Genomic DNA, 22,943 nt, shown 5'->3' on the forward strand with positions numbered 1-22,943 from the left:
CTTGATCTCGGGGCCCAACGGGTTTCAGGTCCGCGCCGAAGTTCAACGGAGCGTTCCATGTCCCGCAGCAAGACCGCCGTGTCCCTCCTCGCGCTGAGCGCCGCCCTCGCGGGCGTGCTGGCGATCGCCGCCTGCCAGCAGCCCGCCGCCGATCCGGCCTCGGACATGCCGCCGCTGCCCGCCTCGGCGACCGCGCCGGTGACCTATCCGAAGGACATCCACTCCTACGCCCAGCCGCAGATCGCGCGGGTCAAGCACGTCGACCTGAACCTGACCGCCGACTTCGCGGCCCACACCCTGTCGGGCACGGCGGCGCTGGACATCACCGCCGAGCCGGGCGCGACCCAGATCGTGCTGGACAGCCGCAACCTGGACATCAAGGCCGTGCGCGACGCCAAGGGGCCGCTGCAGTTCGTCCTCGGCGCCGCCGACCCGATCCTGGGCCAGAGCCTGACCGTGACCTTCCCGGCCTTCGCGGCCGGCGAGACCCGCAAGATCTTCATCGACTACGCGACGAAGCCCGACGCGGCGGCCCTGCAGTGGCTGACCCCGGCCCAGACGGCGGGCGGCAAACAGCCCTTCCTGTTCAGCCAGGGCGAGGCCATCCTGACCCGGACCTGGGTCCCGACCCAGGACAGCCCGGGCATCCGCCAGACCTACTCCGCCACCATCACCGTCCCCGAGGCGCTGAAGGCGGTGATGAGCGCCGAGATGCTGACGCCGAACGGCGAGCGCGCCCCGGCCCTGAACGGCCAGCCCATGCACAGCTACCGCTTCCGCATGACCAACCCGATCCCGCCCTATCTGATGGCCATCGCCGTGGGCGACCTGGCCTTCGCCTCGGAAGGCGGCCGCGTGGGCGTCTGGACCGAGCCGAGCCGTCTGGAGGCGGTCAAGGCCGAGTTCGCCGAGATGGGCAAGATGGTCGACGCGGCCGAGGCCCTGTACGGCCCCTATCGCTGGGGCCGCTATGACGTCCTGGTCCTGCCGCCCTCCTTCCCGTTCGGCGGGATGGAGAACCCGCGCCTGACCTTCGCGACGCCGACGGTTATCGCCGGGGACAAGTCGCTGGTCTCGCTGGTGGCGCACGAGCTGGCCCACAGCTGGTCGGGCAATACGGTGACCCACGCCGTCTGGGCCGACTTCTGGCTCAACGAGGGCTTCACCACCTACTTCCAGAACCGGATCATGGAGGCCGTCTACAGCCCCGCCCGCGCCCAGCAGGAGCGCGTCCTCGGCTGGGACTCCCTGCAGGAGCAGCTGAAGACCCAGCCGGCGGCGGACACCCGGCTGCACCTCGACCTGACCGGGCGCGACCCGGACGACGGCATGACCGACATCGCCTATGAGAAGGGCGCGGCCTTCCTGGAGACCATCGAGCGGATCGTCGGCCGTCAGCGCTTCGACGCCTGGCTGAAGGGCTACTTCGACCGCAACGCCTTCCGGCCGATGACCTCGGAGCTGTTCCTGCAGGACATCCGCGCCAATCTGGTGAAGGGCGATCAGGCGCTGGAGCAGCAGCTGAAGCTGGACGAATGGGTCTATCAGCCCGGCCTGCCGTCGAACGCCGTGGCCCCGACCTCAGCCGACTTCGACGCCGTGGACCGCGCCGCGACGGCCTTCTTCGCCGACCGCGGCCCGGCCTCGGCCATCCCGTGGAAGGACTGGAGCACCCAGCAGCGGCAGCGCTTCCTGCAGTGGCGGCCTGCCAACCTGCGCGATGGGGCCGACTGGATGACCAACCAGCAGTTGGCGGACCTCGATCAGACCCTGAACCTGGAGCACGAGGGCAACTCCGAGCTGACCTTCGCCTGGCTGCAGATCGCCGTGGCCCACCGCTATCAGCCGGCGGTGCCGACGCTGGAACGGTTCCTGACCTCGCAGGGACGGCGCAAGTTCGTGATGCCGCTGTTCACCAGCCTGTGGAAGGAGGGCGACTGGGGCCGTCCGCTGGCCACGCGCATCTACGCCCGCGCCCGGCCCGGCTATCACCCGGTGACCACCGGCTCGGTCGACGCCCTGATCGGCAAGCCGGCGGGGCAGTAGCCGCCGGTTCTGCACTCGAAAAAAACCGGGTGCAAAAAGTGCAAAGCTGAAAGCGGGGCGAGAGGTTCGCCCCGCAGACGGCTGGATTCACGCAAGTTTTCAGAACGGGGTTCGTTGCACTCGGGTGCAATCGGAGTGCAACGGCGCGCGCCGGCGGCGGATGGCGATGTCAAAGACCCGCGCGAAGGGTAGCACCTGTGCGGGGCGTGCCAGGTCGAATGGAGTGGTGATCAGGTAGAGCGCTGATCCGGCGGGGGTTTCTGCGCGCGAATATGCGCGTCCAATCTGATCCTTCTCCCCTTGCGGGAGAAGGTGGCCGAGCGCAGCGAGGTCGGATGAGGGGTTGTGCCCCGCCAGACGTGAGCGCGGCTTCCTCACCATACACGCCTGCGTGACCCCTCATCCGTCGGCCTTCGGCCGCCACCTTCTCCCGCAAGGGGAGAAGGGCATCCCCCGATGAGGCGGCGCGTGGCCGGCGCCGTCAATTGCGCATGTCAGGTTCGCTTTGGGGCAAGCGATGCAACTGCTGTTCTACGCCATCGTCGCGGGGGCCGTCGGCGTCCTCGTCTGGCTGTCGATCCGCGATCCGCTGATGCGGCGCGGGATCCTCAAGAAGCCCAAACGGAAGCGCCGCGGCGACTACGACTGAGGCTTAAGCCCGCTCCACGCACATGGCGACACCCATGCCGCCGCCGATGCAGAGGGTGGCGAGGCCCTTCTTCGCGCCCGAGCGCTTCATCTCGAACAGGAGGGTGGTCAGGATGCGGGCGCCCGAGGCGCCGATGGGGTGGCCGATGGCGATGGCGCCGCCGTTGACGTTGACCTTGGAGGCGTCGAGGCCGAGCTCCTTCAGCACGCACAGCGACTGGGCGGCGAAGGCCTCGTTGGATTCGACGAGGTCGAGGTCGGCGACGGTCCAGCCGGCCTTCTCCAGCGCCTTCTTCGAGGCCGGGATCGGGCCGGTGCCCATGACGGCCGGATCGACGCCGGCGGTGGCCCAGGAGGCGATGCGGGCCAGGGGTTCGAGACCCCGCGCCTTCGCGTCTTCCGCCGACATCAGGACGAGGGCGGCGGCGCCGTCATTGAGGCCTGAGGCGTTGGCGGCGGTGACCGTGCCGTCTTTCGTGAAGGCGGGCTTCAGCTTCTCCATGGCCTCAAGCGTCGCGCCGTGGCGGATGTATTCGTCCTGATCGACGGTGACGTCGCCCTTGCGACCCGGGATGACGACGGGGACGATCTCGTCGGCGAACTTGCCGGCCTTCTGGGCGGCCTCGGCCTTGTTCTGGGAGGCGACGGCGAACTCATCCTGGGCGAGGCGGCTGATGTGGGCCTCGGCGGCGATGTTCTCGGCGGTCTGGCCCATGTGATAGCCGTTGAAGGCGTCCCACAGACCGTCCTTGATCATGGTGTCGACCAGGGCGATGTCGCCCATCTTCTGACCGGTGCGCAGATGCTGGGCGTGGGGCGCCTGGCTCATGCTCTCCTGACCGCCGGCGACGATGATCTTCGCATCGCCGAGCGCGATCTGCTGGGCGCCGATGGCGACGGCGCGCAGGCCCGAGCCGCAGATCTGGTTCAGGCTCCAGGCCGGGGTCTCCTTCGGCACGCCCGCGCCCATCGAGGCCTGACGGGCCGGGCCCTGACCCGCGGCAGCCTGAAGCACGTGACCCAGGATGACCTCATCGACCTCGGCGCCCGCGACGCCCGCCCGCTCCAACGCCGCCTTGATGGCGATCTCGCCCAGTTTGGAGGCCGGCAGGCTCGACAGGCCGCCGAGGAAGGCGCCGACCGGGGTCCGGGCGGCGGAGACGATGACGACGTCGGAGACAGCGGAGGTCATGTTTATTCACTCACTGAGGAAATTCTGCGTGGCGTTTCTGCCGCATCCCGGGGCTTTCGTCACGACCTTTAAGCCGGATTCAGCGGATGGTCATCGTGTCGCGCGCAGATGGAGGGAACGAACCGAACGGTCGTGGGCTTGATGGGGCCATGAAGATGCGTTTGCGATCCCTGTTCACCCATGTCTGCACGCCTGACGCGCTGGACATGATCGATCACTACCAGACGCGCGCCGAGCGGCTGGCGGACCTTTGGGTGCATGTGACGGGCCTGTCTCTGGCCGGCGTCGGCGGCATCGTCCTGGCGGGACTGGCGGCCGTCTATGGCGGGCCGGGAACGATCATCGCGACGGCCGTCTATGCGGTCTGTCTGATCGCCATGCTGACGACCTCGACCATCTACAACTGGACCAACCCCTGCGCCGCGCGGCCCGTACTGAGGCGGATGGACGAGGCGGCCATCTTCCTGATGATCGCGGGCTCCTACACCCCGTTCACGACGCAGCGGTTCGAGGGGATGTGGGCGATCGGCTTCACCCTGGCGGTCTGGCTGATCGCGGGGGCGGGGGTGGCGACCAAGCTGGTCGCGCCGCGCATCTCCGACGCCTTCTGGAGCGGGGTCTATGTGCTGTTCGGCTGGCTGGCCGTCTTCGCCCTCAAGCCCATGCTGGAGACGGTGCATCCGGTGGCGCTGGGCCTGCTGGTGCTGGGCGGGCTGATCTATACCGCCGGGGTCTTCGTCTTCATCAGTCCGCGCGTCAAATACCGCCGGGCGATCTGGCACGGCTTCGTCGTCGCCGGGGCCGGGGTGCACTGGGTCGCGGTGCTGCTGGGCGTCGTCCTCGCGCCCCAGTTCGCCTAAGCCCTTGTCAAACCTGAGCATTACCCGCTTGTGCGCCGCGAAATATTGCGCTGGCGTCCGTCTTCGCACTGCGGGATACTGAGGAAAAGATACAAAGGGAGTTGATTGGCGTGGCCGACGATAAACCCCAGACGGGGAAGACCAGGACGGGCGAAGTGGTCGTCATCAAGAAGTATGCGAACCGCCGTCTCTACAACACCTCGACCAGCGCCTATGTGACGCTGGAGGACCTGGCCAAGATGGTCCGGGACGGGGTCGAGTTCGTGGTGTTCGACGCCAAGACCAATGAGGAGCTGACACGTCAGATCCTGACCCAGATCATCTTCGAGGAAGAGAGCCGGGGCGAGGCCCTGCTGCCCGTCCAGTTCCTGCGCCAGCTGATCGGCTTCTACGGCGGTCAGATGCAGGGGGTCCTGCCCTCCTACCTGGAGATGTCGCTCGAGAACTTCTCACGCCAGCAGGAGCAGTACCGCGCCCAGATGGCCAAGGCCTTCGGCGGCGGCTCGACGGGCTCCCTGATGGAGGAGGCGGTCAAACAGAACATGGCCATCTTCCAGAACGCCATGAAGATGTTCCCGGCCTTCGGCGGCGCCTATGGCGCGCGGCCCGAGCCGGAGGCGGCGAAGGACGCGCCCGACGCCGCGCCATCGGCCGCACCCGAGGCGGCCAACGACCCTCTCGCCGAGATGCGCCGGCAGATGGACGAGATGCGCGCCCAGATCGAGCGCATCTCCACCCCGCCCAAGGCGTCCAAGGGCGGCAAGGGCGACTGATGACCGACCGCATCCCGCCCATCGGCCCGGTCGGGGGCGCGAACGGGGTCGGCGGCGGGGCCGTCATCCCCTCGGTGACCCGCGCCAACGCCGACGACCGGCGCGGACAGGAGCGCCGCTCGGCCGACCGAAGGGCGAAGAAGGAAAGCGCCTCGCGCGATCTGGTCCCGGTCGGCAAGCCCGTTCACCATGACCCGGCAGGCCCTGCCGCCCGGACGGTCTCGACGGCCGACGCCGCGGCGGCGGCCGCCGCCTTCTCGGCCCAGATGCTGGGCCAGGGCGGGCAGAGGAACGGCATCAAGGGCGGCCCCGTGGTGCTGGACGCGGCCCGCGCCACCTACCTCGGCGCCGAATATGCGGGTGAGAAGGACCGCCGCCCGCCGGCCGGGACGACCAAGCGCACGGACATCTGAGAGACTGGCGTGAGGCTTGCAGTGAAGACAGGCAACTGTCCCGCTCACGTGGTCCGCGCCCATGTCCCTCGCCTTCAGCTCCGCCTTCCGCGCCTTCGACGTGATCGTCGTCGCCCTGATCTTCGCGGCCCTGCTCTAGAACCTGTCGCGGAATTCACTGGTCGGGGAGGCCCGGCCGGGGATCAATGCGGGTCTGGAGACCGAGCATGATCCGAACCTTTGCCTTCCTCGCCGCCGTGGCTGTCGCCGCGCCCGCCGTCGCTCAGACGGCTGATCCGGCGCCCGTCGTCGCGGCCGAGCGCGCTTTCGCGGCGGAGACCGCCCGGGTCGGAATCAATCGGGGCTTCACCCACTGGTCGGTCGATGACGCCGTGGTCTTCGACGAGGGCCGCGCCTCGACGGTGCGCGCCACCTATCCCGACCGTGAGCGCCCCGAGGGCGAGCCGAGCCTGAGCTGGTGGCCGAACTTCGCGGGCATCGCGCGGTCCGGGGACCTGGGTTTCACCACCGGCGGGGTCGAGGTCGGGGGCCGCCGGACGGGGCATTATTTCACGGTCTGGAAGCGGCAGGCCGACGGATCGTGGAAGTGGGTCTATGACGGCGGATCCGGCGCGACGGCGGCGGGCGTCCCCGGCCCGGAGACGGAGCCGGTCGCCATGATCCCGGGCGCCACGACCCCGATGACGCCGGACACGGCTCTCGCCGCTGTGCGCGAGGTCGAGGCGGATCTGGCCGAAGCCGCCGGGACCGACCAGCGCGCCGCCCATCTGGCCGTCCTGGCCGAGGATGCCCGGGTCTATGTTGCGCGCCGGGCGCCGGCGGCGGGGCTCACGCAGGCCGGGGAGGTTTTGTCCCATTGGCCGCAAGCCTTCCTGTTCGCACCTATGACCGGGGGCGGCGCCTCGGACGCGGGCGATCTGGTCTGGACCTATGGCGAGGCGGCCTGGGACGCCGACAACGCCCTGCATCAGGGCTGGTTCGTGCGGGTCTGGCGGCGTGACACGGACGAAGTCTGGAAGCTGGTCTTCGTCCAGCTTGTGCCGGGCGTTCCGCCGCCGCCGTTGCGCGTGACGACGCAGCCCCCTCCCGCAAGCTGAACCGACGCCCTATCTGGACGTCATGACCGATCTGTCCCCCCGCGAAATCGTTTCCGAACTCGACCGCTTCATCGTCGGCCAGCACGACGCCAAGCGCGCCGTCGCCGTGGCCCTGCGCAACCGCTGGCGGCGCAAGCGCGTGCCCGCCGATCTGCGCGACGAGGTGACGCCCAAGAACATCCTGATGATCGGCCCGACCGGGGTCGGCAAGACCGAGATCGCCCGACGTCTGGCGAAGCTGGCGGGCAGCCCCTTCCTGAAGGTCGAGGCGACCAAGTTCACCGAGGTCGGCTATGTCGGCCGCGACGTCGACCAGATCATGAGGGACCTGGTCGAGGCGGCCCTGATCATGGTCCGCGACACGCGCCGCGCCGGTGTGCGGGCCAAGGCCGAGGCGGCGGCGGAGGAGCGGATCCTCGACGCCCTGGTCGGCCCCGGCTCGGGCCCGGCCACGCGGGACAGCTTCCGCAAGAAGCTCCGTTCCGGCGAGATGGACGACAAGGAGATCACCCTCGACCTGGCCGACACGAGCTCGCCGATGCAAGGGATGGATATGGGCGCCGGGGGCGTCGGAATGATCAATCTGTCGGAGATGCTCGGCAAGATGGGCGGGCCGCGCACCAGGTCGGTCCACACCACGGTCAAGGAGGCCCTGACGCCCCTGATCACCGAGGAGAGCGACAAGCTGCTGGACCAGGACAGCCTGACCCGCGACGCCGTAACCCTGGCCGAGCAGGAGGGCATCGTCTTCCTCGACGAGATCGACAAGGTCGCCGGCCGTCAGGATCGCGGCGGCGCCGATGTGTCGCGCGAAGGCGTGCAGCGCGACCTCCTGCCCCTGATCGAGGGAACCACCGTTTCGACCAAGTACGGACCGGTGAAGACCGACCATGTGCTGTTCATCGCCTCGGGCGCCTTCCATGTGGCCAAGCCCTCGGACCTGCTGCCCGAACTGCAGGGGCGGCTGCCGATCCGGGTCGAGCTGAAGGCCCTGACGCGGGATGACTTCGTGCGCATCCTGACCGAGCCCGAAGCCAATCTGATCCGTCAGAACCAGGCCCTTCTGGCGACCGAGGAGGTCACGCTCGCCTTCACCCCCGACGCCATCGAGGCCATGGCCGATGCGGCGGTGGCGGCCAACGGCCAGGTCGAGAACATCGGCGCGCGGCGTCTGGTCACCGTCATCGAACGGGTGCTGGAGGAGACCTCCTTCAAGGCCTCGGACCTGTCGGGCCAGACCCTGACCTTCGACGGGGATCAGGTGCGCGAGAAGATCGGCGACCTGGCCAAGAACGCCGATCTGAGCCGGTACATCCTCTGACCGGACGCAGGGGGCAATTGTAACTCACGCGCCTGTGTGCGGCGGCCGACAGTTCGCGATTGACCCCCGGGGCTGATCCGCTCCAGCTTGGCGGGGCCCGACAGGGCCGTGAAATCAAGGAGACGCCCCGTGGCGCACAAGTTCGAAGTCTACAAGGACAAGGCCGGCGAGTTCCGCGTCCGGTTCAAGTACAATTCCGAGATCATCTTCTCGACCGAGGGCTACTCCGACAAGTCGGGCGCCAAGCGGGCGATCGAGTCGATCAAGAAGCACGTCGGCGACGCGGAAACCGTCGAGATCGAATAGTCCGGCTCGACAGCCACGACAGATGAGGCCCCGCGGTTCGTCCGCGGGGCCTTTTCGTTATGCCCGCCTTATGCCCCGCCCGGGTTTCGGCATGGCGCGCTTACGGGGTTCGGGAGTGATGTCCGTGCGAAAGGACATCTTCCCATGTCGCCTATCAAATCCGCCTCGCCGGAGCCTTCCCCATGGACCTGCTGGCGAGCGGCGCTGATCGTTCTGGGCGCCGCCTTTGGGGCCGCGCCACGCTCTGGATCGACCTCCTCCGAGCCGGTCAGCCGGAGGGCCGCCAAATGATGTCGGGGGGCATTTCGGAGACCCGGCCGCGCGCGGTCGCTCCGCGTCACTATGAGGTCGTGGCCCGGGCGGGGGGCTGGAGCGTGGTGCTGAACGGCGCCTGCACCCGCCCCTTCCGCAGCCGCCGGGCGGCCGAGCGGATCGCGAAGTCGCTGCAGAAACAGGCCGACGCCCTTAATGGCGAAAGGGCCCGCTGATGGCCGTGACTCTTCAGACGCCGCCGGCGGTGATCGAGGTCATTCCCGACGGTCCGCGCTGGCGGCTGCAATCCAGCGACCGGCTGTTCAGCGGGATCTTCACCGACCGCCGCGCCGCCCTGCGTCACGCCATGGCCGAGGCGGAATCCCACCCCGGCCATGTGGTGGTGCTCAAGAGCGCGCGGGGATCGTGAGCCCGCGCTGCACGGCGGGACGGGCCAGCGCCCGTTCCAGCCAGAGCGGGACGTTCTTCAGGCTCGCGTAATCGACGATCTCGGCCGCCTCATAGAAGCCGATCAGGTTGCGGACCCAGCCGATCATGGAGATGTCGGCGATGGTGTAGTCGTCGCCCATGATCCAGTCGCGCCCCTCAAGGCGGCTCTCCAGCACGCCCAGCAGACGTTTGGATTCGGCGGCGTAACGGTCGCGCGGACGCTTGTCCTCATAGTCCTTGCCGGCGAACTTGTGGAAGAAGCCGAGCTGGCCGAACATCGGGCCCAGGCCGCCCATCTGCCACATCAGCCACTGGAGGGTCTCGTAGCGGGCCGCCGGATCTGTCGGCAGGAGCTTGCCGGTCTTCTCGGCCAGATAGATGAGGATGGCGCCGGATTCCCAGAGCGGCAGAGGCTTTCCGCCGGGGCCGTCGGGATCGAGGATGGCCGGGATCTTGCCGTTCGGATTGAGCGACAGATAGTCGGGCGTCCAGGTCTCGTTCTTCATGATGTCCACGAGGTGGACCTCATAGGGGATGCCGATCTCCTCCAGCATGATGGAGACCTTCACGCCGTTGGGCGTCGGCAGGCCGTAGTACTGCAGGACCGTCGGGTCCTTGGCCGGGTACTGGTTGGTGATCGCAAAGGCGGACAGATCGGCCATGGGGCTCCCTCTCGTGGCGAGCCCCTATGTCGGGAGACGAAAGCGTCGCCGCAAGCTCGGACCGATCAATCCGGTTCGCGGTCGCCGGTCTCGGTCGGGCGGACGGCGAGGAGCCAGCCGTCGGCAATGTGGAGCTCGGGCGCGGCCTCTTTCGTGAAGGGCAGATACCAGGTCTGGCCGCCGGCGCTGGGCGTGATTTCGAGCATATCGTCGGCGCCGAAATTCTGGACCGCCTTGACCTTGCCCAGCGCCACGCCTTCCGGATCGCGGGCTTCCAGGCCGACGAGGTCGGCGAGATAGAACTCGTCCTCTTCCGGCTCAGGGAAGCGGTCGCGGGGGACGTAGAGTTTCAGATTGCGCAGGGCGTCGGCCTGCTCCTTGGTGGCGATCTCCTTCGCCCGGCCGACGACGCCGTCCTTGGTGGCGCGGGCCGCGGTCACGGTCAGGCCATGCGAGCCGTCGGCCCGCAGCAGGGGACCGTATTCGGTCAGGGCGAGGGGGTCGGCGGTATAGGCGGTGATCCGCACCTCGCCCTTCACCCCGAAGCCGCCGGCGACATGGCCGACGAGGATGAGTTTCTGGTCGTTCTGCGCCATCGTGGCCGCTCCGTTCGATCCGTGTGTCGCCAGATAGCAGAAAGGCAGCGCCCGGATACCGGACACTGCCTTTCTCCAGCCGGCCCCGGCTTTCGCCGGGGCAAGCGGTAAGGGGTTTAGCCCTCGGTGGTTTCTTCGGCGGCGCCTTCGGCCGGGGCCTCTTCGACGCTGACTTCGGCGGAGCCTTCGGTGTCGGCGGCGGGAGCCTCTTCAGCCGGAGCTTCTTCGACGGCCGGAGCGTTCTTGGCGGCTTCGGCGGCAGCGGCGGCTTCTTCCTTGGCGCGGACGGCGGCTTCAGCGGCCTCGACCTTGGCGGCGGCTTCAGCTTCGGCGCGGTCGGCTTCGCGCTGGGCGCGTTCGGCCGAACGTTCCTGGGCCTTCTTGCCCGGCGTGCCCTTGTTCGGGTTGTTCGACTGGGTCCACTTGACCTTGCCGACCAGGGTTTCGTCCTGGCTCTGCGAGATGAAGCGCGCGACGCGGTCGGTCGGCTGGGCGCCCTTGCCGAGCCATTCGGCGATGCGGTCGGCCTTCAGGGTGACGCGCGGGGTGGCGCTGTCCTTGGGCAGCATCGGGTTGTAGGCGCCGACCTTCTCGATGAACTTGCCGTCGCGGGGGGCGTGCGAGTCAGCGATGACGATGTGGTAGTAGGGGCGCTTCTTGGCGCCGCCGCGGGCCAGACGAATCTTCAGCATTTTCAGTCTCTTTCTTTAAATCGAAGTCTTATTTCTTGGGTGGGAAGCCCGGAAGGCCCGGCAGGCCTCCCGGAAGTTGTCCGCCGCCCAGACCGGCGAGCCGGTCCTGGATGGCTTTCATTTCGTCGGCCGAGGGTTCGGGCATCTTGCCCCCGCCCATGGCCTTCAAACGGTTGAGATCGGGGCCGCCCATGCCGGGCATACCGCCGCCAGCGCCGCCGCCGAGACCGCCCAGCATGGCGGCCATCTGCTGCATCTTGCGCGGACCCCCCTTGGACATGGACTTGACCATGTCAGCCATCTGGCGGTGCTGCTTGAGCAGGCGGTTGATGTCCTGGACCTCGACGCCGGCGCCGGCGGCGACGCGCTTCTTGCGGCTGGCGTTCAGAAGGTCGGGCTTCTTGCGCTCGGCCTTGGTCATCGAGGAGATGATGGCTTCCTGACGCGCGATCGACCGGTCGTCGATATTGGCGTCGGCCATCTGGTTCTTCATCTTGGCCACGCCGGGCAGCATGCCCATGATGCCCTGAAGACCGCCCATCTTCTTCATCTGCTGGAACTGGGCGGCCAGGTCATCGAGGTCGAACTGACCCTTGGCCAGTTTCCGGGCCATCTTCTCGGCCTTGGCCTGGTCGAGTTCCTGCGACGCCTTTTCGACCAGGGCGACGATGTCGCCCTGACCCAGGATGCGGCCGGCGACGCGGCGGGCGTCGAAGACGTCCAGCGCATCGACCTTCTCGCCCGAGCCCATGTATTTGATCGGCAGGCCGGTGACGGCGCGCATCGACAGCATGGCGCCGCCGCGGCCGTCGCCGTCGGCGCGGGTCAGGACCAGGCCGGTCAGGGGCAGGCGTTCGTGGAAGGCCTTGGCGGTGCGGACGGCGTCCTGACCGGTCAGGCTGTCCGCGACCAGCAGGGTCTCGACGGGATTGGCGATGGCCGCGACCTCGGCGACCTCGGCCATCAGACCCTCGTCGAGAGTGATGCGGCCGGCGGTGTCGAGGATCAGGACGTCGAAGCCCTGAAGCTTCGCCGACGTCAGGGCCCGCTTGGTGATCTGGACGGCGCTCTCGCCCGCCACGATCGGCAGGGTGGCGACCTCGATCTGCTTGCCGAGGGTGGCCAGCTGCTCCATCGCCGCCGGGCGACGCGTATCGAGGGAGGCCATCATGACCTTCTTGCGATCGAACTTCGTCAGTCGCAGCGCCAGCTTGGCGGAGGTCGTGGTCTTGCCCGAGCCCTGCAGGCCGGCCATCAGGACGACGGCGGGGGGCGTGGCGTTGGTGTTGAGGCCGACCGGCTCCTCGCCGCCCAGCATCTCGATCAGGCCGTCATAGACGATCTTGACCACCTGGTCGGCCGGCTTGACCGAGCGGATGACCTCTTCGCCCGTGGCGCGTTCGGTGGCGAAGGCGATGAAGTCCTTGACCACCGGCAGGGCGACGTCGGCCTCCAGCAGGGCCACGCGCACTTCGCGCATCGCCTCGGCGACATCCTTTTCGGACAGGGCGCCGCGGCCGGTGATCCGGTCGAAAACGCCTGTCAGCCGCTCGTTCAGAGCCTCGAACATTCACTACCTCGTCAGCCTCGCCGGGATTGGCGCGGGCCGTGATTTCCGCGCCTGAACCGGTCTCCATAGCGAAACGGCCCCTGGCGACGATCACGTCGGCAGAGGTTTCTCGCCTGCCTCGTCCATCGCGAAGATGGGGACGTGCAGGTGGAGACGCAGGTTCAATTGCGTCGGAAGCGGCGGCTTATGACGGAAAAGGGCGGCGAAGACAAGGCGAGGGCGAAAAGGGTTCACCGGCGACTCCCGACTTGAGCGTCCAGACAGAACGCCGTCTTATGACGCCTCACCCTTCAGGAGCCCCCCATGACCCGACGCAGCCCTGCCCTCGCCCTGTCCGGCGCCCTGACTGGCGCCCTGACTGGCGCTTTGACCGCCGCCCTGATGATGTCGACCGCGACGGCGGCGCTGGCGCAGTCGGCGCCCACGACGGCGGCGGCGGGGGAAACGCCCGCGCGGCGTCAGGCGGGGACGCTGGTCTATGACGGCATACCTGAAATCCCGGCGACCCTGAGACCCCAGATCCAGCGCTATCGCAACGCCCGATCGGCCTCGTTCCAGGACTGGCTGCCCGACGGCTCCATCCTGATCGCGACCCGCTTCGGCGAAACGCCCCAGATTCACCGGGTCGCCGCGCCCGGCGGGGCCCGCACCCAGCTGACCTTCTTCGACGAGCCGGTCGCCGGCGCCCAGGTCGTGCCCGGCGGGGACCGCTTCGCCTACAGCCGCGACGTCGGCGGGGCGGAATACTACCAGATCTTCGTCGCCGGCCTGACCGGCGGTGAGGTTCAGATCACCGAACCGGGCACGCGCAACGAGGGACTGACCTTCTCGCGCGACGGCAAGACCGCGATCTGGAGCCAGGTCCGCCCGGGCCAGCCCAACTATGAGATCGTGGCGGTCGATCTGGCCGCGCCGACGGCGCGCCGGACCCTGTATCGCGGCGAAGGCGCCTGGTCGCCCGTCGACGTCTCTCCGGACGGAACCCGGGTGCTGCTCAGCAAATACGTCTCGGTGCAGGACAGCCAGCTGTGGGTGCTGGATGTGGCCGACGGCCGCGTGAGCCGGGTGCATGAGACGGCGACTCCGGTTTCGTTCGGACCGGCGGAGTTCACGGCCGACGGGCGGTCGATCATCACCACCTCGGACGAAGGCTCCGACGTCAGCCGGCTGGTGCGGATCGATCTGGCGTCCGGAGCGGCGACGGCCCTGACCGAAGCCCTGAAGTGGGACGTCGAGGGATTCGACCTGTCGGACGACGGGCGGTTGCTGGCCTATTCCGTCAATGAGGACGGCTTCGCCAGGGCCCATATCCTGGATCTTTCGACCGGACGTCCCCTGACGGCGCCCGATCTGCCCGCCGGGGTTCTGGGGGGGCTGAAGTTCTCGGCCGACGGGTCGCGCCTGGCCCTGAGCCTGTCGACCCCGGCCTCGTCGGGCGACGTCTGGAGCTGGGACGTGGCGGCCGGCGGCCTGACCCGCTGGACGACCTCCGAGGTCGGGCCGGTCGATCCGGCCAGCTTCGTCACCCCGGAACTGGTGCGCTTCCCCTCCTTCGACGGTCTTCAGATTCCGGCCTTCGTCTATCGTCCTCCGGCGGGCGGATCGGGACGCCGACCCGTGATCATCGACATTCACGGCGGACCCGAGGGCCAGTCGCGCCCCGGCTTCAACCCCACCTATCAGCAGTGGATCGCGGACCTCGGCGCCGCCGTCGTCGTGCCCAACGTCCGGGGCTCGACCGGCTACGGCAAGGCCTGGGTGGCGATGGACAACGGCCCGCTGCGTCAGGACTCGGTCAAGGACATCGGCGCCCTTCTGGACTGGATCGCGACCCAGCCCGACCTCGATCCGGAGCGGGTCGTGGTGCACGGCGGCTCCTACGGCGGCTTCATGGTTCTGGCGTCGCTCGCCGCCTATTCGGACCGGCTGGCGGGGGCGGTCGATATTGTCGGCATCTCCAACTTCATCAGCTTCCTGCAGAACACCGAAGGCTATCGCCGCGACCTGCGGCGCGCGGAATACGGCGACGAACGCGACCCGGCCATGCGGGCGGTGTTCGACCGCATCTCGCCGCTCAACCTGACCGACGGGATGACCAGCCCGCTGATGGTGGTCCAGGGCCTGAACGATCCGCGCGTGCCCCATACCGAGGCCGAACAGATCGTCGCCGCCGTGCGCGGCGAGGGTCACCCCGTCTGGTATCTGCTGGCCAATGACGAGGGCCACGGCTTCCGCAAGAAGCGCAACGCCGACGCCCAGGCCGAGGTCACCAACCTGTTCCTGCGTCAGGTGTTCGGTCTGGAACCGCCGGAAACGGCGGCGGCGACGGGAACTCCGGGGGCACAATAGGTTTCAACCGGCGGCGGGACGCTGGTCAGACGGAAAACCCCTGATACGGTCCCGCTTTCACCCGCAGCTCCCCCTGCCCAGAGATACGCCCATGCCGACTTCCTCCGCTCCTGTCGCCGACGACCGTCTGCGCGAGGAGGTCCGAAAGCTGGGCGGGGTGCTGGGCGAAGTCATTCGCGACGAGGGCGGGCAGGAGCTCTACGACCGGATCGAGGCGGTCAGGCAGGCCTCGGTCGCTTATCACCGCGACCCGGGCTCGCATCCGGCCGGACGACTGGAGCGGCTGCTGTCGGAACTGTCGCTGGAGCAGGCGGTGGGCTTAGCCCACGGCTTCGCGGTCTTCTCGCTTCTGGCCAATGTCGCCGAGGACCGGGCCGGCAAGCGCCGGGCGCGGACCCAGACCGCGGAAGGCGCGCGACCCGATACGCTGGAGGGGGCCATGGCCCGGCTGGCGGCGGCGGGCAAGACGGCGGCCGATGCGCGCGACCTGTTGAACGACGGCCTGATCTCGCCCGTCCTGACGGCTCACCCGTCGGAGGTGCGGCGCAAGAGCGTCATCGACCGGATCGCGGCGGTGTCGGACCTGCTGGACGCCTGCGACAAGGATGATCTGTCCTGCGCACCGGACGTGCTGGATCGGGGACTGCGGCGCCAGACGGTGATCCTGTGGGCGACGCGGCTGGTGCGGACCACGGGGCTTGTGGTGCAGGACGAGATCGACACCGTCGTCTCCTTCCTCGACCGCATCTTCCTGAGGGTCGCGCCGGAGCAGCTGCAGGAGTGGCGCAAGGCGCTGGACGCGCCCGACCTCAATCCCTTCATCCGCATCGGGGCCTGGGTCGGCGGCGACCGCGACGGCAATCCCAATGTCGATGGCAAGACCCTGACGGCGGCGTTGGCGACGGCCTCGCGGGCGGTGCTGCGCTATTACCTCGAAGAGGTGAATGCGCTCGGCGCCGAGCTGAGCCTGTCGGGCAGCCTCGCCCATGTCTCGCCCGAGATGGCGGCCCTGTCGGGGGCGTCGGAGGACGACAGCCCGCACCGCGCCGACGAGCCTTATCGCCGCGCCCTGACCGAGATCTACGCCCGGCTGGCGGCGACCCACCAGAGCATCACCGGGACCCCGGCCCCGCGCGCCGCCCGGTTCGGCGCCGATCCCTATCCCGGCCCCGACGCCTTCCGCGCCGAACTGGCGGTGCTGCGCGACAGTCTGGTGGCCAACCACGGCCAGGTGTTCGCCGACGACAGCCTGACGCAATTAATCACCGCCGTGGACATCTTCGGCTTCCACATGGCGACGCTGGACCTGCGCCAGAACTCCGATGTGCACGAGCGGGTGGTCGCCGACCTGTTCAAGGTGGCGGGCGTCGAGGCGAACTATAGTGGGCTGGATGAGGAGGGCCGCATCGCCCTGCTGTCGGCCGAACTGGCCTCGGGCCGGCTGCTGTTCAGCCCCTATGCCGCCTATACGGACGAGACCCTGAAGGAGCGGGCCATTCTGGAGGCGGCCGCGAAGGCGTTGTCCGTCTACGGACCGCAGGCGATCCGGACCCATATCGTCTCCAAGACCGACGCGGCCTCGGACCTGCTGGAGGTCTATCTGCTGCTCAAGGAGGTCGGTCTCTACCGGCCCGAGGCGCCCGGCGAATGCCCGATCCAGGCCGCGCCCCTGTTCGAGACCATCGACGACCTGAGGGCCGCCAGGCCGACCCTGTCGCGCCTGCTTCAGGAGCCCTCGGCTCTGGCCGTGGCGAAGGCGCGCGGGGTGCAGGAGGTCATGATCGGCTATTCCGATTCCAACAAGGACGGCTCCTATCTGACCTCGACCTGGGAGTTGCACGAGGCGTCGCGGGCCCTGCTGGACGTCACCGACGCGGCGGGCCTGAAGCTGCAGCTGTTCCACGGCCGCGGCGGCGCCGTCGGGCGCGGCGGGGGCTCCAGCTTCGCCGGCGTCGTCAGCCAGCCGCAGGGCACGGTCCACGGCCGCATCCGCATCACCGAACAGGGCGAGGTCATCGCCAACAAATACGGTGAGCCGGACGTGGCCCGCCGCAACCTCGACGCCCTGACCGCCGGGGTGCTGATCGCCTCCCTGGCGCCGCCGCCGGACGACGAACTGACCGCGCGCCACGGGCCGACGGCGTCGAAGCTGTCGCAGGCCTCGATGTCGGCCTACCGGTCGCTGGTCTATGAGACCCCGGGCTTCGTCGACTATTTCCGCGCCGCGACGCCCATCGCCGAACTGGCCGAGCTGAAGATCGGGTCGCGCCCGGCCTCGCGGACCTCCTCCACGGCCATTGAGGACCTGCGGGCCATTCCGTGGGTGTTCAGCTGGTCGCAGTCGCGGGTGATGCTGCCCGGCTGGTTCGGCTTCGGCAGCGCGGTGCAGGGCATGGACATGGCCGAGCTGCAGGCCATGGGCAAGGAATGGCCCTTCTTCCGCACCCTGATCCAGAACATGGAGATGATCATGGCCAAGGCCGACATGACCATCGCCCGCCGGTATGCGCGTCTGGTTCCCGACGCCAATCTGGGCGCCACCATCTACGGCGCGATCAAGGATGAGTGGGACAAGACGAAGGACGCCGTCCTGACCATCACCGGCCAGTCGGACCTGCTGGGCGGCCAGCCCGAGCTGGACCGGCTGATCCGTCTGCGCATGCCCTATGTCGAACCGCTGAACCATGTGCAGATCGAGCTGATCCGGCGCCGCCGCGCGGGGGATGACGACCCCCTGGTCCGCGAAGGCATCCTGCTGGCCATCAACGGGGTGGCGGCGGGGTTGAGAAACAGCGGCTGACGGCAGGAACCTGCGACATTCTGTCCCGTTTCCCAGACCTGCAAGGGAATGACCTGCAAGGGAAACACGTCATGTTGAAATGGGCTCTCATCTTCGCCGTCATCGCCATCGTGGCGGGACTGCTCGGCTTTGGCGGCATTGCCGGCGCCGCGGCGGGTATCGCCAAATTCCTGGCGGTTCTGGCTCTGATCGTCTTCGCCGTCTTCCTGCTGCTGGGCTTCACCGTGGCCAAGAAGGTCACCTGAAACAGCGGCTTGCGAGACAGTCCAAAGCGATGAAGCGGCGGTCCTTCGGGGCCGCCGTTTTCCGTAGACGGACGATAAAAAACCCCTGACAAAAACGTAATGACTTCAATGTCATGACTTCGAATTAAAGCTTGGCCACACGGTCGCCGCCGAAGGGTCCGCGTGCCGCTCCGGAAGGGGTTCAGAAGAGCCGTCGTCGCCGACAAGAGCGACGCCCAACTCAGGAACCGCTCCGATGAAACTGCTCCTCGCTTCCGCCCTCGTCGTCGCTGCAATCGCCGGCGCCGCCTCCGCCGAAACCCGCATCCCCTACGGCGATCTGAACCTCTCCAGCGCGGCCGGCGCCGCCGCCTTCGACGCCCGCGTCGAGGCCGCCGCCAAATCCATGTGCAAGGACGCCACCCGTCCCAACAGCCGGCTGAACGACAGCGCCAACTGCGCCGCCGCCGTCCGCGCCGAGGCGGTGTCGGAACTTCCCGCCCAGGCCCGCGCCCAATATGCCGCCAACCGCCAGCCGATCACCCTGTAAACCGGGTGAAAGGCAGTGGCGTCCACAGGACCCGTCGGAGCGATCCGTCGGGTCCTTTTCTGTCCGCGATTTAAGGCGGCGCCACATCGCGGCCATCAGCGTCACACGCGCGCGAAACACGCAAAGCCCACACCGCACTGGTCGCCGACAGAGCGATGAACCCCCTCAGGAGACACGCCATGAAGACCGAGTTCCCCACCGCGTCCTTCCTTTCCGCCTCCCTGTTGGCCGCCGCCGCCTTCGCCGCGGCCCTTCTGGGTACGGGCGTCCCCGCCTTCGCCGCCGAGAAGGAGGCGCGCATCCCCTTCTCCGACCTGAACCTGTCCACGACCCGGGGCGCCGATGTGCTGGACGTCCGGATCGACCAGGCCGCGCGCGACCTGTGCCGCGATGCGCGCCGCCCCGGTGGTCGCATCAGCGACCGGGCCTGGTGCCAGGCCGCGGTCCGGGCCGAGGTGATGCGTCAGTTGCCCCTCGCCGCCCAGCGCGACTACGCCGTGGCCCGCCTGCCCCGGATCGACCTCTAGTTCGTCTGGTTAAGGGCCGTTCGTCCCCGGAGCGACTGTCAGAACGGCGCCCGCAAAGCGTGAGGAAAGTCTCACAAAGCGGGCGTCGCACTGTCACCGACCCGGACTAGAGGGGCGCCGTCGCACCCCACCGCGACGAACAAGGATATCGGTCATGACCCGGTTCGCCCTCCCCACTCTTCTCGCCTGCGCCACCCTCGCCGTCGCCGCCCCGGCCTTTGCACAAGACCGCGCCCCCGCCCCCCGTAACGATGACGTCCGCGTCCGCATCGACGATCTGGATCTGTCCTCGGCCAACGGCGCCGCCCGTTTCGACGAACGTGTCGAGCGCCGCGCCCGCACCGCCTGCGCCGGCCGCCCGACGCTCTCGGGCATGCAGTGCCGCGAGACCCTGTCGCGCGAACTGCGCGGGGCCCTGCCCGCCCCGCAACGCGAGGACTACGCCCGCGCCCGCTCGGGCCGCGTCCTGGCCATGGTGCCGACCGTCTCGGCGTAAGCCTTCAACGCCGGAATTGAAAAGGGCCGGCGGGTTTCCCCGCCGGCCCTTCACGTTTGCACCCGCGCTAACGCGCGGCGCCCTCAAGCAGCCCGAAGGGGCGTTAGGGCAACTCAGGAGACCGGGAAGCCACGCACCTTGAGCAGGGCCGAGACGTCGACGTCGCGGCCGCGGAACTGACGATAGGCGTCGGCGCGGTCGGTGGTGTTGCCCGGCGCCAGCATGATCGACTTGAACCGCCCGGCGATGTCCGGATTGAAGACGTCGCCCGACTCCTCGAAATAGGCCCAGGTGTCGGCGTCCATCGTCTCGGACCAGAGGTAGCTGTAATAGCCCGCCGAATAGGCGTCCGAGGTGAAGAGGTGATTGAACTGCGGCAGACGGTGCCGCATCACGATCTCCTTCGGCATGCCGATCCGCGCCAGCGAGGCCTTCTCGAAGGCGTCGATGTCGGTCGGCGGGGTTTCCTGGGTATGCAGGTCCATGTCGACGATGGCCGAGGACAGGTAGCTGACCGTGGCATAGCCCTGGTTGAAGGTGCCCGAGGCGTCGACCTTGTCCACCAGCGCCTGCGGCATCGGCTGGCCCGTCTCCACATGCTTCATGAAGCCGTCGAGGATCGGGCGGGTCAGGACCCAGTGCTCATGCACCTGGGACGGATATTCCACGAAGTCGCGCGGGGTGTTGCCGTAGGACGGATAGGTCACCACCGAGCTGAAATAGTGCAGGGCGTGGCCGAACTCGTGGAACATGGTCTCGGCGTCGTCCAGCGAGAGCAGGACGGGCTGACCGGGTTCCGGCTTGGTGAAGTTGTTGTTGTTCGAGGCCAGGATGACCTTGGAGCCGTCCAGCTGCGAGAACGACCGGTAGGTGGTCATCCAGGCGCCCGAACGCTTGCCCGGACGGGCGTAGTCGTCGGTGTAGTAGAGGCCCAGCAGACGGCCGGTGGCCTTGTCGTGGACCTCGTAGGTGACGACGTTTTCCTCGAAGACCGGCACGGTTCCGGCAGGCAGTTTCTTGAACTGGAAGCCGTACAGGCGCTCGGCCATGTAGAAGGAGCCGGCGCGGACGGCGTTGAGCTCGAAATAGGGCTTCAGCTCGTTCTGATCGAGGTCGTACTTGGCCTTGCGGACCTTCTCGGCGAAGTAGAGGTAGTCCCAGGGCTCGATGTCGAAACCGGCGATCGCCTTCATGTCGGCGACCTCTTCCACGACCCGCTCCTTGGCCGGGGCCCAGACGCGGTCCATCAGCGACTGCGCGGCGGCCGGGGTCTTGGCCATGGTGTCCTGCATGCGCAATTCGGCGTGGTTCCTGTAGCCCAGCAGTTTGGCGCGCTGGTCGCGCAGCTTCACGATCGTGGCGATGGTCGCATTGGTGTCGTTGGCGTCGCCGTTGTCGCCGCGATTGACGAACTTCTTCCAGACCGTCTCGCGCATGGCGCGGTCGTTGGCGAAGGTCAGGAAGGGATCGACGCTCGAGCGGGTGTTCATGATGATCCAGCCCGGGATCGATTTGGCGCGCGCGGCGGCGGCGGCGGCGGCCTTGTTGGAGGCGGGGAGCCCTGCAACCCCGGCCTCGGTCGGGATCACCGTCCAGGCGTTCTCGTCGGCGACGACCTTCTGGCCGAAGCGGGTGAAGGCGTTGGACAGGGCGGTGTTGATGCGGCCCAGCTCGGCCTTGCCGGCGGCGTCCAGATTGGCGCCCGAACGGATGAAGCTGTCGCGGCTGCGCACGGCCAGACGCTTCTGCTGGGCGTTCAGACCCATGGCGTCAGCGTTGTCGGCGACGGTCTTCACGCGCTGGAACAGTTTGTCGTTGAAGCTGATCTCGTCGAAGAAGGCCGACAGGATCGGCGACATCTCGGTGTCGAGGGCGTCGTATTCATCACCGCCGATATTGCCGGTCATGACGCTGTAGATGTTGGAGACGCGATCCAGCGGCGCGCCCATCAGCTCCATGGCCACCAGAGTGTTGGCGAAGGTCGGGGCCTCGGGGTTGTCAGCCACCGCCGCGACGTCGGCGCGGTTCAGGGTGATGCCTTCGAGCAGGGCCTCGCGCAGCTTGGCGGGGGTGACCTTGTCCCACGGCGGCACGCCGTCATAGGGGCCGGTCCAGGGCTGCAGCAGCTCGGCCTTCGGAGCCGTCTGCGGCAGGACGGCGCGGGCGATGCGGGCTTCCTCGGCGACGGTCGTGGGGTTGGAGACAGGCAGGTATTCGCCGGCCATGCTGTCGGCGGTGCCGGGGCCCGTGGCGCAGGCGGACAGGGCCATCAGGCTGCCGCCCGCGATGAGAAGCTGGCGTCGATGCATCGAAAACTCCGGTCGGATGCGGTCATGATGAAGAACCTTTAGGCGCGAACGCGCTGGCGGTCACCTGAACGTCGTGTAACCCTGATCGTTCGTTCACGGATGGGGGTTCGGATGAACAGATCGTGTTTCATGGTCGCGACACTTTTGGGCCTGACGGCGAGCGTGGCCGGAGGGGGCGCGGCCTCGGCCCAGTCCGCCGCCCAGACCTCGGCCTCGCCGCATCCGGCGCCGCTGGAATACCGGTCCCGGACCCGGTCGGAGACGCCTCAGCGGGCGGCGGGGACAACCACCCTGACGCCCTGGCTGGAGGAATGGGCGCGGGACCGGGCCGAGCGGCCGGTGCGCGATCAGGAGGCCCTGGACGCCGAGGCCAACGCCGCCATCGCCGATCCCGACTCGGGCGTCTATGTGCGCGACGCCGTGGGCCTGAGCGGCCAGGTGCGGACCGTCTCCGACCGGGTGCGGCAGGTGCAGGCCCGGGACGCCATGCTGAAGGCGGCCCCGACCGTGCAGCATGCGGCTCTGGACGCCCCGACGCCCACATCCCGCATGGCGCCCGCCCCCTGCCGCGACTGCCTGTCGCCCGACCTCAGGGACTGGGCCCGGCAGCGCGCATACGGCCCCTCGGGAGACGCGGCCTCGCTGCGGGCCGAGGCGGAGGCCGCGATCCGCGCGCCATGGTCGGGAATCGCGCCGGAACGGGCAGGCGACCCCGTCCTGATCGACGCCCTGACCGCCTGGCTGGCCGAACAGATGCGTGAGCGGCGCGGATAGGATTTCCCAGAGCCCCTGATCCCGGCTAAAGCCCCG

At 68.4% G+C, this 22,943-nt stretch carries 23 protein-coding genes; 17 read left to right on the forward strand and 6 right to left on the reverse strand.

What is annotated here, in order from left to right:
* The first annotated feature begins 57 nt into the window (after positions 1-57).
* Positions 58-2,046, forward strand: coding sequence for a M1 family metallopeptidase (locus ACW172_RS05385; protein ID WP_492034162.1), 1,989 nt, complete (start codon positions 58-60; stop codon positions 2,044-2,046).
* 517 nt (positions 2,047-2,563) lie between these two features.
* Complete coding sequence (locus tag ACW172_RS05390; protein ID WP_492034163.1) at positions 2,564-2,695, forward strand: hypothetical protein; 132 nt, start codon at positions 2,564-2,566, stop codon at positions 2,693-2,695.
* 3 nt (positions 2,696-2,698) lie between these two features.
* On the opposite strand, the gene ACW172_RS05395 is transcribed toward ACW172_RS05390, so the two are convergent.
* The gene (locus ACW172_RS05395; protein ID WP_492034164.1) at positions 2,699-3,886 is read right to left on the reverse strand and encodes an acetyl-CoA C-acetyltransferase; all 1,188 of its coding nucleotides are present in this window, start codon (positions 3,884-3,886) and stop codon (positions 2,699-2,701) included.
* 155 nt (positions 3,887-4,041) lie between these two features.
* On the opposite strand from ACW172_RS05395, the gene trhA reads away from it, so the two are divergent.
* The 8 genes from trhA (at position 4,042) to ACW172_RS05435 (ending at position 9,338) form a co-directional block, all read left to right on the forward strand.
* A complete protein-coding gene (gene trhA, locus ACW172_RS05400; RefSeq protein WP_492034165.1) occupies positions 4,042-4,746 on the forward strand; it encodes a PAQR family membrane homeostasis protein TrhA in 705 nt (234 codons plus the stop codon).
* Positions 4,747-4,856: 110 nt separating this feature from the next.
* Positions 4,857-5,519: a polyhydroxyalkanoate synthesis repressor PhaR gene (gene phaR / locus ACW172_RS05405; protein WP_492034166.1), complete on the forward strand. Its 663-nt coding sequence runs from the start codon at positions 4,857-4,859 to the stop codon at positions 5,517-5,519.
* Complete coding sequence (locus tag ACW172_RS05410) at positions 5,519-5,932, forward strand: hypothetical protein (protein WP_492034167.1); 414 nt, start codon at positions 5,519-5,521, stop codon at positions 5,930-5,932. The genes phaR and ACW172_RS05410 overlap by 1 nt, the downstream gene beginning before the upstream one ends.
* Before the next feature lie 206 nt (positions 5,933-6,138).
* Positions 6,139-7,029: a DUF4440 domain-containing protein gene (locus ACW172_RS05415; RefSeq protein WP_492034168.1), complete on the forward strand. Its 891-nt coding sequence runs from the start codon at positions 6,139-6,141 to the stop codon at positions 7,027-7,029.
* Between the two features lie 22 nt (positions 7,030-7,051).
* Positions 7,052-8,350 carry an ATP-dependent protease ATPase subunit HslU gene (gene hslU / locus ACW172_RS05420; RefSeq protein WP_492034169.1) on the forward strand — a complete coding sequence of 433 codons (1,299 nt, stop codon included), beginning with the start codon at positions 7,052-7,054 and terminating at the stop codon, positions 8,348-8,350.
* A gap of 129 nt (positions 8,351-8,479) precedes the next feature.
* Positions 8,480-8,656, forward strand: coding sequence for a YegP family protein (locus tag ACW172_RS05425; RefSeq protein WP_374037556.1), 177 nt, complete (start codon positions 8,480-8,482; stop codon positions 8,654-8,656).
* A 290-nt stretch (positions 8,657-8,946) separates the two neighbouring features.
* Positions 8,947-9,144: a hypothetical protein gene (locus ACW172_RS05430; protein ID WP_492034170.1), complete on the forward strand. Its 198-nt coding sequence runs from the start codon at positions 8,947-8,949 to the stop codon at positions 9,142-9,144.
* Positions 9,144-9,338 carry a hypothetical protein gene (locus ACW172_RS05435; RefSeq protein WP_492034171.1) on the forward strand — a complete coding sequence of 65 codons (195 nt, stop codon included), beginning with the start codon at positions 9,144-9,146 and terminating at the stop codon, positions 9,336-9,338. Before ACW172_RS05430 ends, ACW172_RS05435 begins: the two co-directional genes overlap by 1 nt.
* Here ACW172_RS05435 and ACW172_RS05440 read toward each other — a convergent pair.
* The 4 genes from ACW172_RS05440 to ffh all read right to left on the reverse strand — a co-directional run bounded on the left by ACW172_RS05440 (position 9,316) and on the right by ffh (position 12,878).
* Positions 9,316-10,020, reverse strand: coding sequence for a glutathione S-transferase N-terminal domain-containing protein (locus tag ACW172_RS05440; RefSeq protein ID WP_492034172.1), 705 nt, complete (start codon positions 10,018-10,020; stop codon positions 9,316-9,318). The genes ACW172_RS05435 and ACW172_RS05440 overlap by 23 nt on opposite strands.
* Before the next feature lie 65 nt (positions 10,021-10,085).
* The gene (gene rimM, locus ACW172_RS05445) at positions 10,086-10,616 is read right to left on the reverse strand and encodes a ribosome maturation factor RimM (protein ID WP_492034173.1); all 531 of its coding nucleotides are present in this window, start codon (positions 10,614-10,616) and stop codon (positions 10,086-10,088) included.
* 116 nt (positions 10,617-10,732) lie between these two features.
* Positions 10,733-11,308 (reverse strand): 30S ribosomal protein S16, encoded by a 576-nt coding sequence (gene rpsP / locus ACW172_RS05450; RefSeq protein ID WP_492034174.1) that lies wholly within the window; start codon positions 11,306-11,308, stop codon positions 10,733-10,735.
* A 28-nt stretch (positions 11,309-11,336) separates the two neighbouring features.
* Positions 11,337-12,878, reverse strand: a complete 1,542-nt coding sequence (ffh, locus tag ACW172_RS05455) for a signal recognition particle protein (RefSeq protein ID WP_492034175.1) — start codon at positions 12,876-12,878, stop codon at positions 11,337-11,339.
* Between the two features lie 303 nt (positions 12,879-13,181).
* Between ffh and ACW172_RS05460 the strand changes: the two genes are divergently transcribed.
* The 6 genes from ACW172_RS05460 (at position 13,182) to ACW172_RS05485 (ending at position 19,824) form a co-directional block, all read left to right on the forward strand.
* Positions 13,182-15,227: a S9 family peptidase gene (locus ACW172_RS05460; protein WP_492034176.1), complete on the forward strand. Its 2,046-nt coding sequence runs from the start codon at positions 13,182-13,184 to the stop codon at positions 15,225-15,227.
* Positions 15,228-15,318: 91 nt separating this feature from the next.
* Positions 15,319-18,027 (forward strand): phosphoenolpyruvate carboxylase, encoded by a 2,709-nt coding sequence (ppc, locus tag ACW172_RS05465; RefSeq protein ID WP_492034177.1) that lies wholly within the window; start codon positions 15,319-15,321, stop codon positions 18,025-18,027.
* A 71-nt stretch (positions 18,028-18,098) separates the two neighbouring features.
* Positions 18,099-18,272, forward strand: coding sequence for a DUF1328 family protein (locus ACW172_RS05470; RefSeq protein WP_492034178.1), 174 nt, complete (start codon positions 18,099-18,101; stop codon positions 18,270-18,272).
* A gap of 235 nt (positions 18,273-18,507) precedes the next feature.
* Positions 18,508-18,801 carry a UrcA family protein gene (locus ACW172_RS05475; RefSeq protein ID WP_492034179.1) on the forward strand — a complete coding sequence of 98 codons (294 nt, stop codon included), beginning with the start codon at positions 18,508-18,510 and terminating at the stop codon, positions 18,799-18,801.
* 179 nt (positions 18,802-18,980) lie between these two features.
* Entirely contained in the window at positions 18,981-19,328 is a 348-nt protein-coding gene (locus ACW172_RS05480; RefSeq protein ID WP_492034180.1) for a UrcA family protein, read from the forward strand.
* A 154-nt stretch (positions 19,329-19,482) separates the two neighbouring features.
* Positions 19,483-19,824, forward strand: coding sequence for a UrcA family protein (locus ACW172_RS05485; protein WP_492034181.1), 342 nt, complete (start codon positions 19,483-19,485; stop codon positions 19,822-19,824).
* A 113-nt stretch (positions 19,825-19,937) separates the two neighbouring features.
* Here ACW172_RS05485 and ACW172_RS05490 read toward each other — a convergent pair whose 3' ends face one another.
* Positions 19,938-22,133: a M3 family metallopeptidase gene (locus tag ACW172_RS05490; RefSeq protein ID WP_492034182.1), complete on the reverse strand. Its 2,196-nt coding sequence runs from the start codon at positions 22,131-22,133 to the stop codon at positions 19,938-19,940.
* Positions 22,134-22,262: 129 nt separating this feature from the next.
* On the opposite strand from ACW172_RS05490, the gene ACW172_RS05495 reads away from it, so the two are divergent.
* On the forward strand, positions 22,263-22,907 hold the full coding sequence (locus tag ACW172_RS05495; protein WP_492034183.1) for a hypothetical protein: 645 nt from the start codon (positions 22,263-22,265) through the stop codon (positions 22,905-22,907).
* The last annotated feature ends 36 nt before the right edge of the window (positions 22,908-22,943 follow it).

The organism is Brevundimonas sp. ALps5 (genome assembly GCF_058681645.1).

Coding starts and splice junctions, on each gene's coding strand:
- ACW172_RS05470 (WP_492034178.1), top strand. CDS start 18,099: ATGTTGAAATGGGCTCTCATCTTCGCCGTCATCGCCATCGTGGCGGGA.
- ACW172_RS05415 (WP_492034168.1), top strand. CDS start 6,139: ATGATCCGAACCTTTGCCTTCCTCGCCGCCGTGGCTGTCGCCGCGCCC.
- ACW172_RS05490 (WP_492034182.1), bottom strand. CDS start 22,133: ATGCATCGACGCCAGCTTCTCATCGCGGGCGGCAGCCTGATGGCCCTG.
- ACW172_RS05495 (WP_492034183.1), top strand. CDS start 22,263: ATGGTCGCGACACTTTTGGGCCTGACGGCGAGCGTGGCCGGAGGGGGC.
- ACW172_RS05435 (WP_492034171.1), top strand. CDS start 9,144: ATGGCCGTGACTCTTCAGACGCCGCCGGCGGTGATCGAGGTCATTCCC.
- ACW172_RS05480 (WP_492034180.1), top strand. CDS start 18,981: ATGAAGACCGAGTTCCCCACCGCGTCCTTCCTTTCCGCCTCCCTGTTG.
- ACW172_RS05430 (WP_492034170.1), top strand. CDS start 8,947: ATGTCGGGGGGCATTTCGGAGACCCGGCCGCGCGCGGTCGCTCCGCGT.
- ACW172_RS05385 (WP_492034162.1), top strand. CDS start 58: ATGTCCCGCAGCAAGACCGCCGTGTCCCTCCTCGCGCTGAGCGCCGCC.
- ACW172_RS05390 (WP_492034163.1), top strand. CDS start 2,564: ATGCAACTGCTGTTCTACGCCATCGTCGCGGGGGCCGTCGGCGTCCTC.
- ACW172_RS05440 (WP_492034172.1), bottom strand. CDS start 10,020: ATGGCCGATCTGTCCGCCTTTGCGATCACCAACCAGTACCCGGCCAAG.
- ACW172_RS05395 (WP_492034164.1), bottom strand. CDS start 3,886: ATGACCTCCGCTGTCTCCGACGTCGTCATCGTCTCCGCCGCCCGGACC.
- ACW172_RS05485 (WP_492034181.1), top strand. CDS start 19,483: ATGACCCGGTTCGCCCTCCCCACTCTTCTCGCCTGCGCCACCCTCGCC.
- hslU (WP_492034169.1), top strand. CDS start 7,052: ATGACCGATCTGTCCCCCCGCGAAATCGTTTCCGAACTCGACCGCTTC.
- ACW172_RS05460 (WP_492034176.1), top strand. CDS start 13,182: ATGACCCGACGCAGCCCTGCCCTCGCCCTGTCCGGCGCCCTGACTGGC.
- rpsP (WP_492034174.1), bottom strand. CDS start 11,308: ATGCTGAAGATTCGTCTGGCCCGCGGCGGCGCCAAGAAGCGCCCCTAC.
- ACW172_RS05410 (WP_492034167.1), top strand. CDS start 5,519: ATGACCGACCGCATCCCGCCCATCGGCCCGGTCGGGGGCGCGAACGGG.
- ffh (WP_492034175.1), bottom strand. CDS start 12,878: ATGTTCGAGGCTCTGAACGAGCGGCTGACAGGCGTTTTCGACCGGATC.
- rimM (WP_492034173.1), bottom strand. CDS start 10,616: ATGGCGCAGAACGACCAGAAACTCATCCTCGTCGGCCATGTCGCCGGC.
- ACW172_RS05475 (WP_492034179.1), top strand. CDS start 18,508: ATGAAACTGCTCCTCGCTTCCGCCCTCGTCGTCGCTGCAATCGCCGGC.
- trhA (WP_492034165.1), top strand. CDS start 4,042: ATGCGTTTGCGATCCCTGTTCACCCATGTCTGCACGCCTGACGCGCTG.
- ppc (WP_492034177.1), top strand. CDS start 15,319: ATGCCGACTTCCTCCGCTCCTGTCGCCGACGACCGTCTGCGCGAGGAG.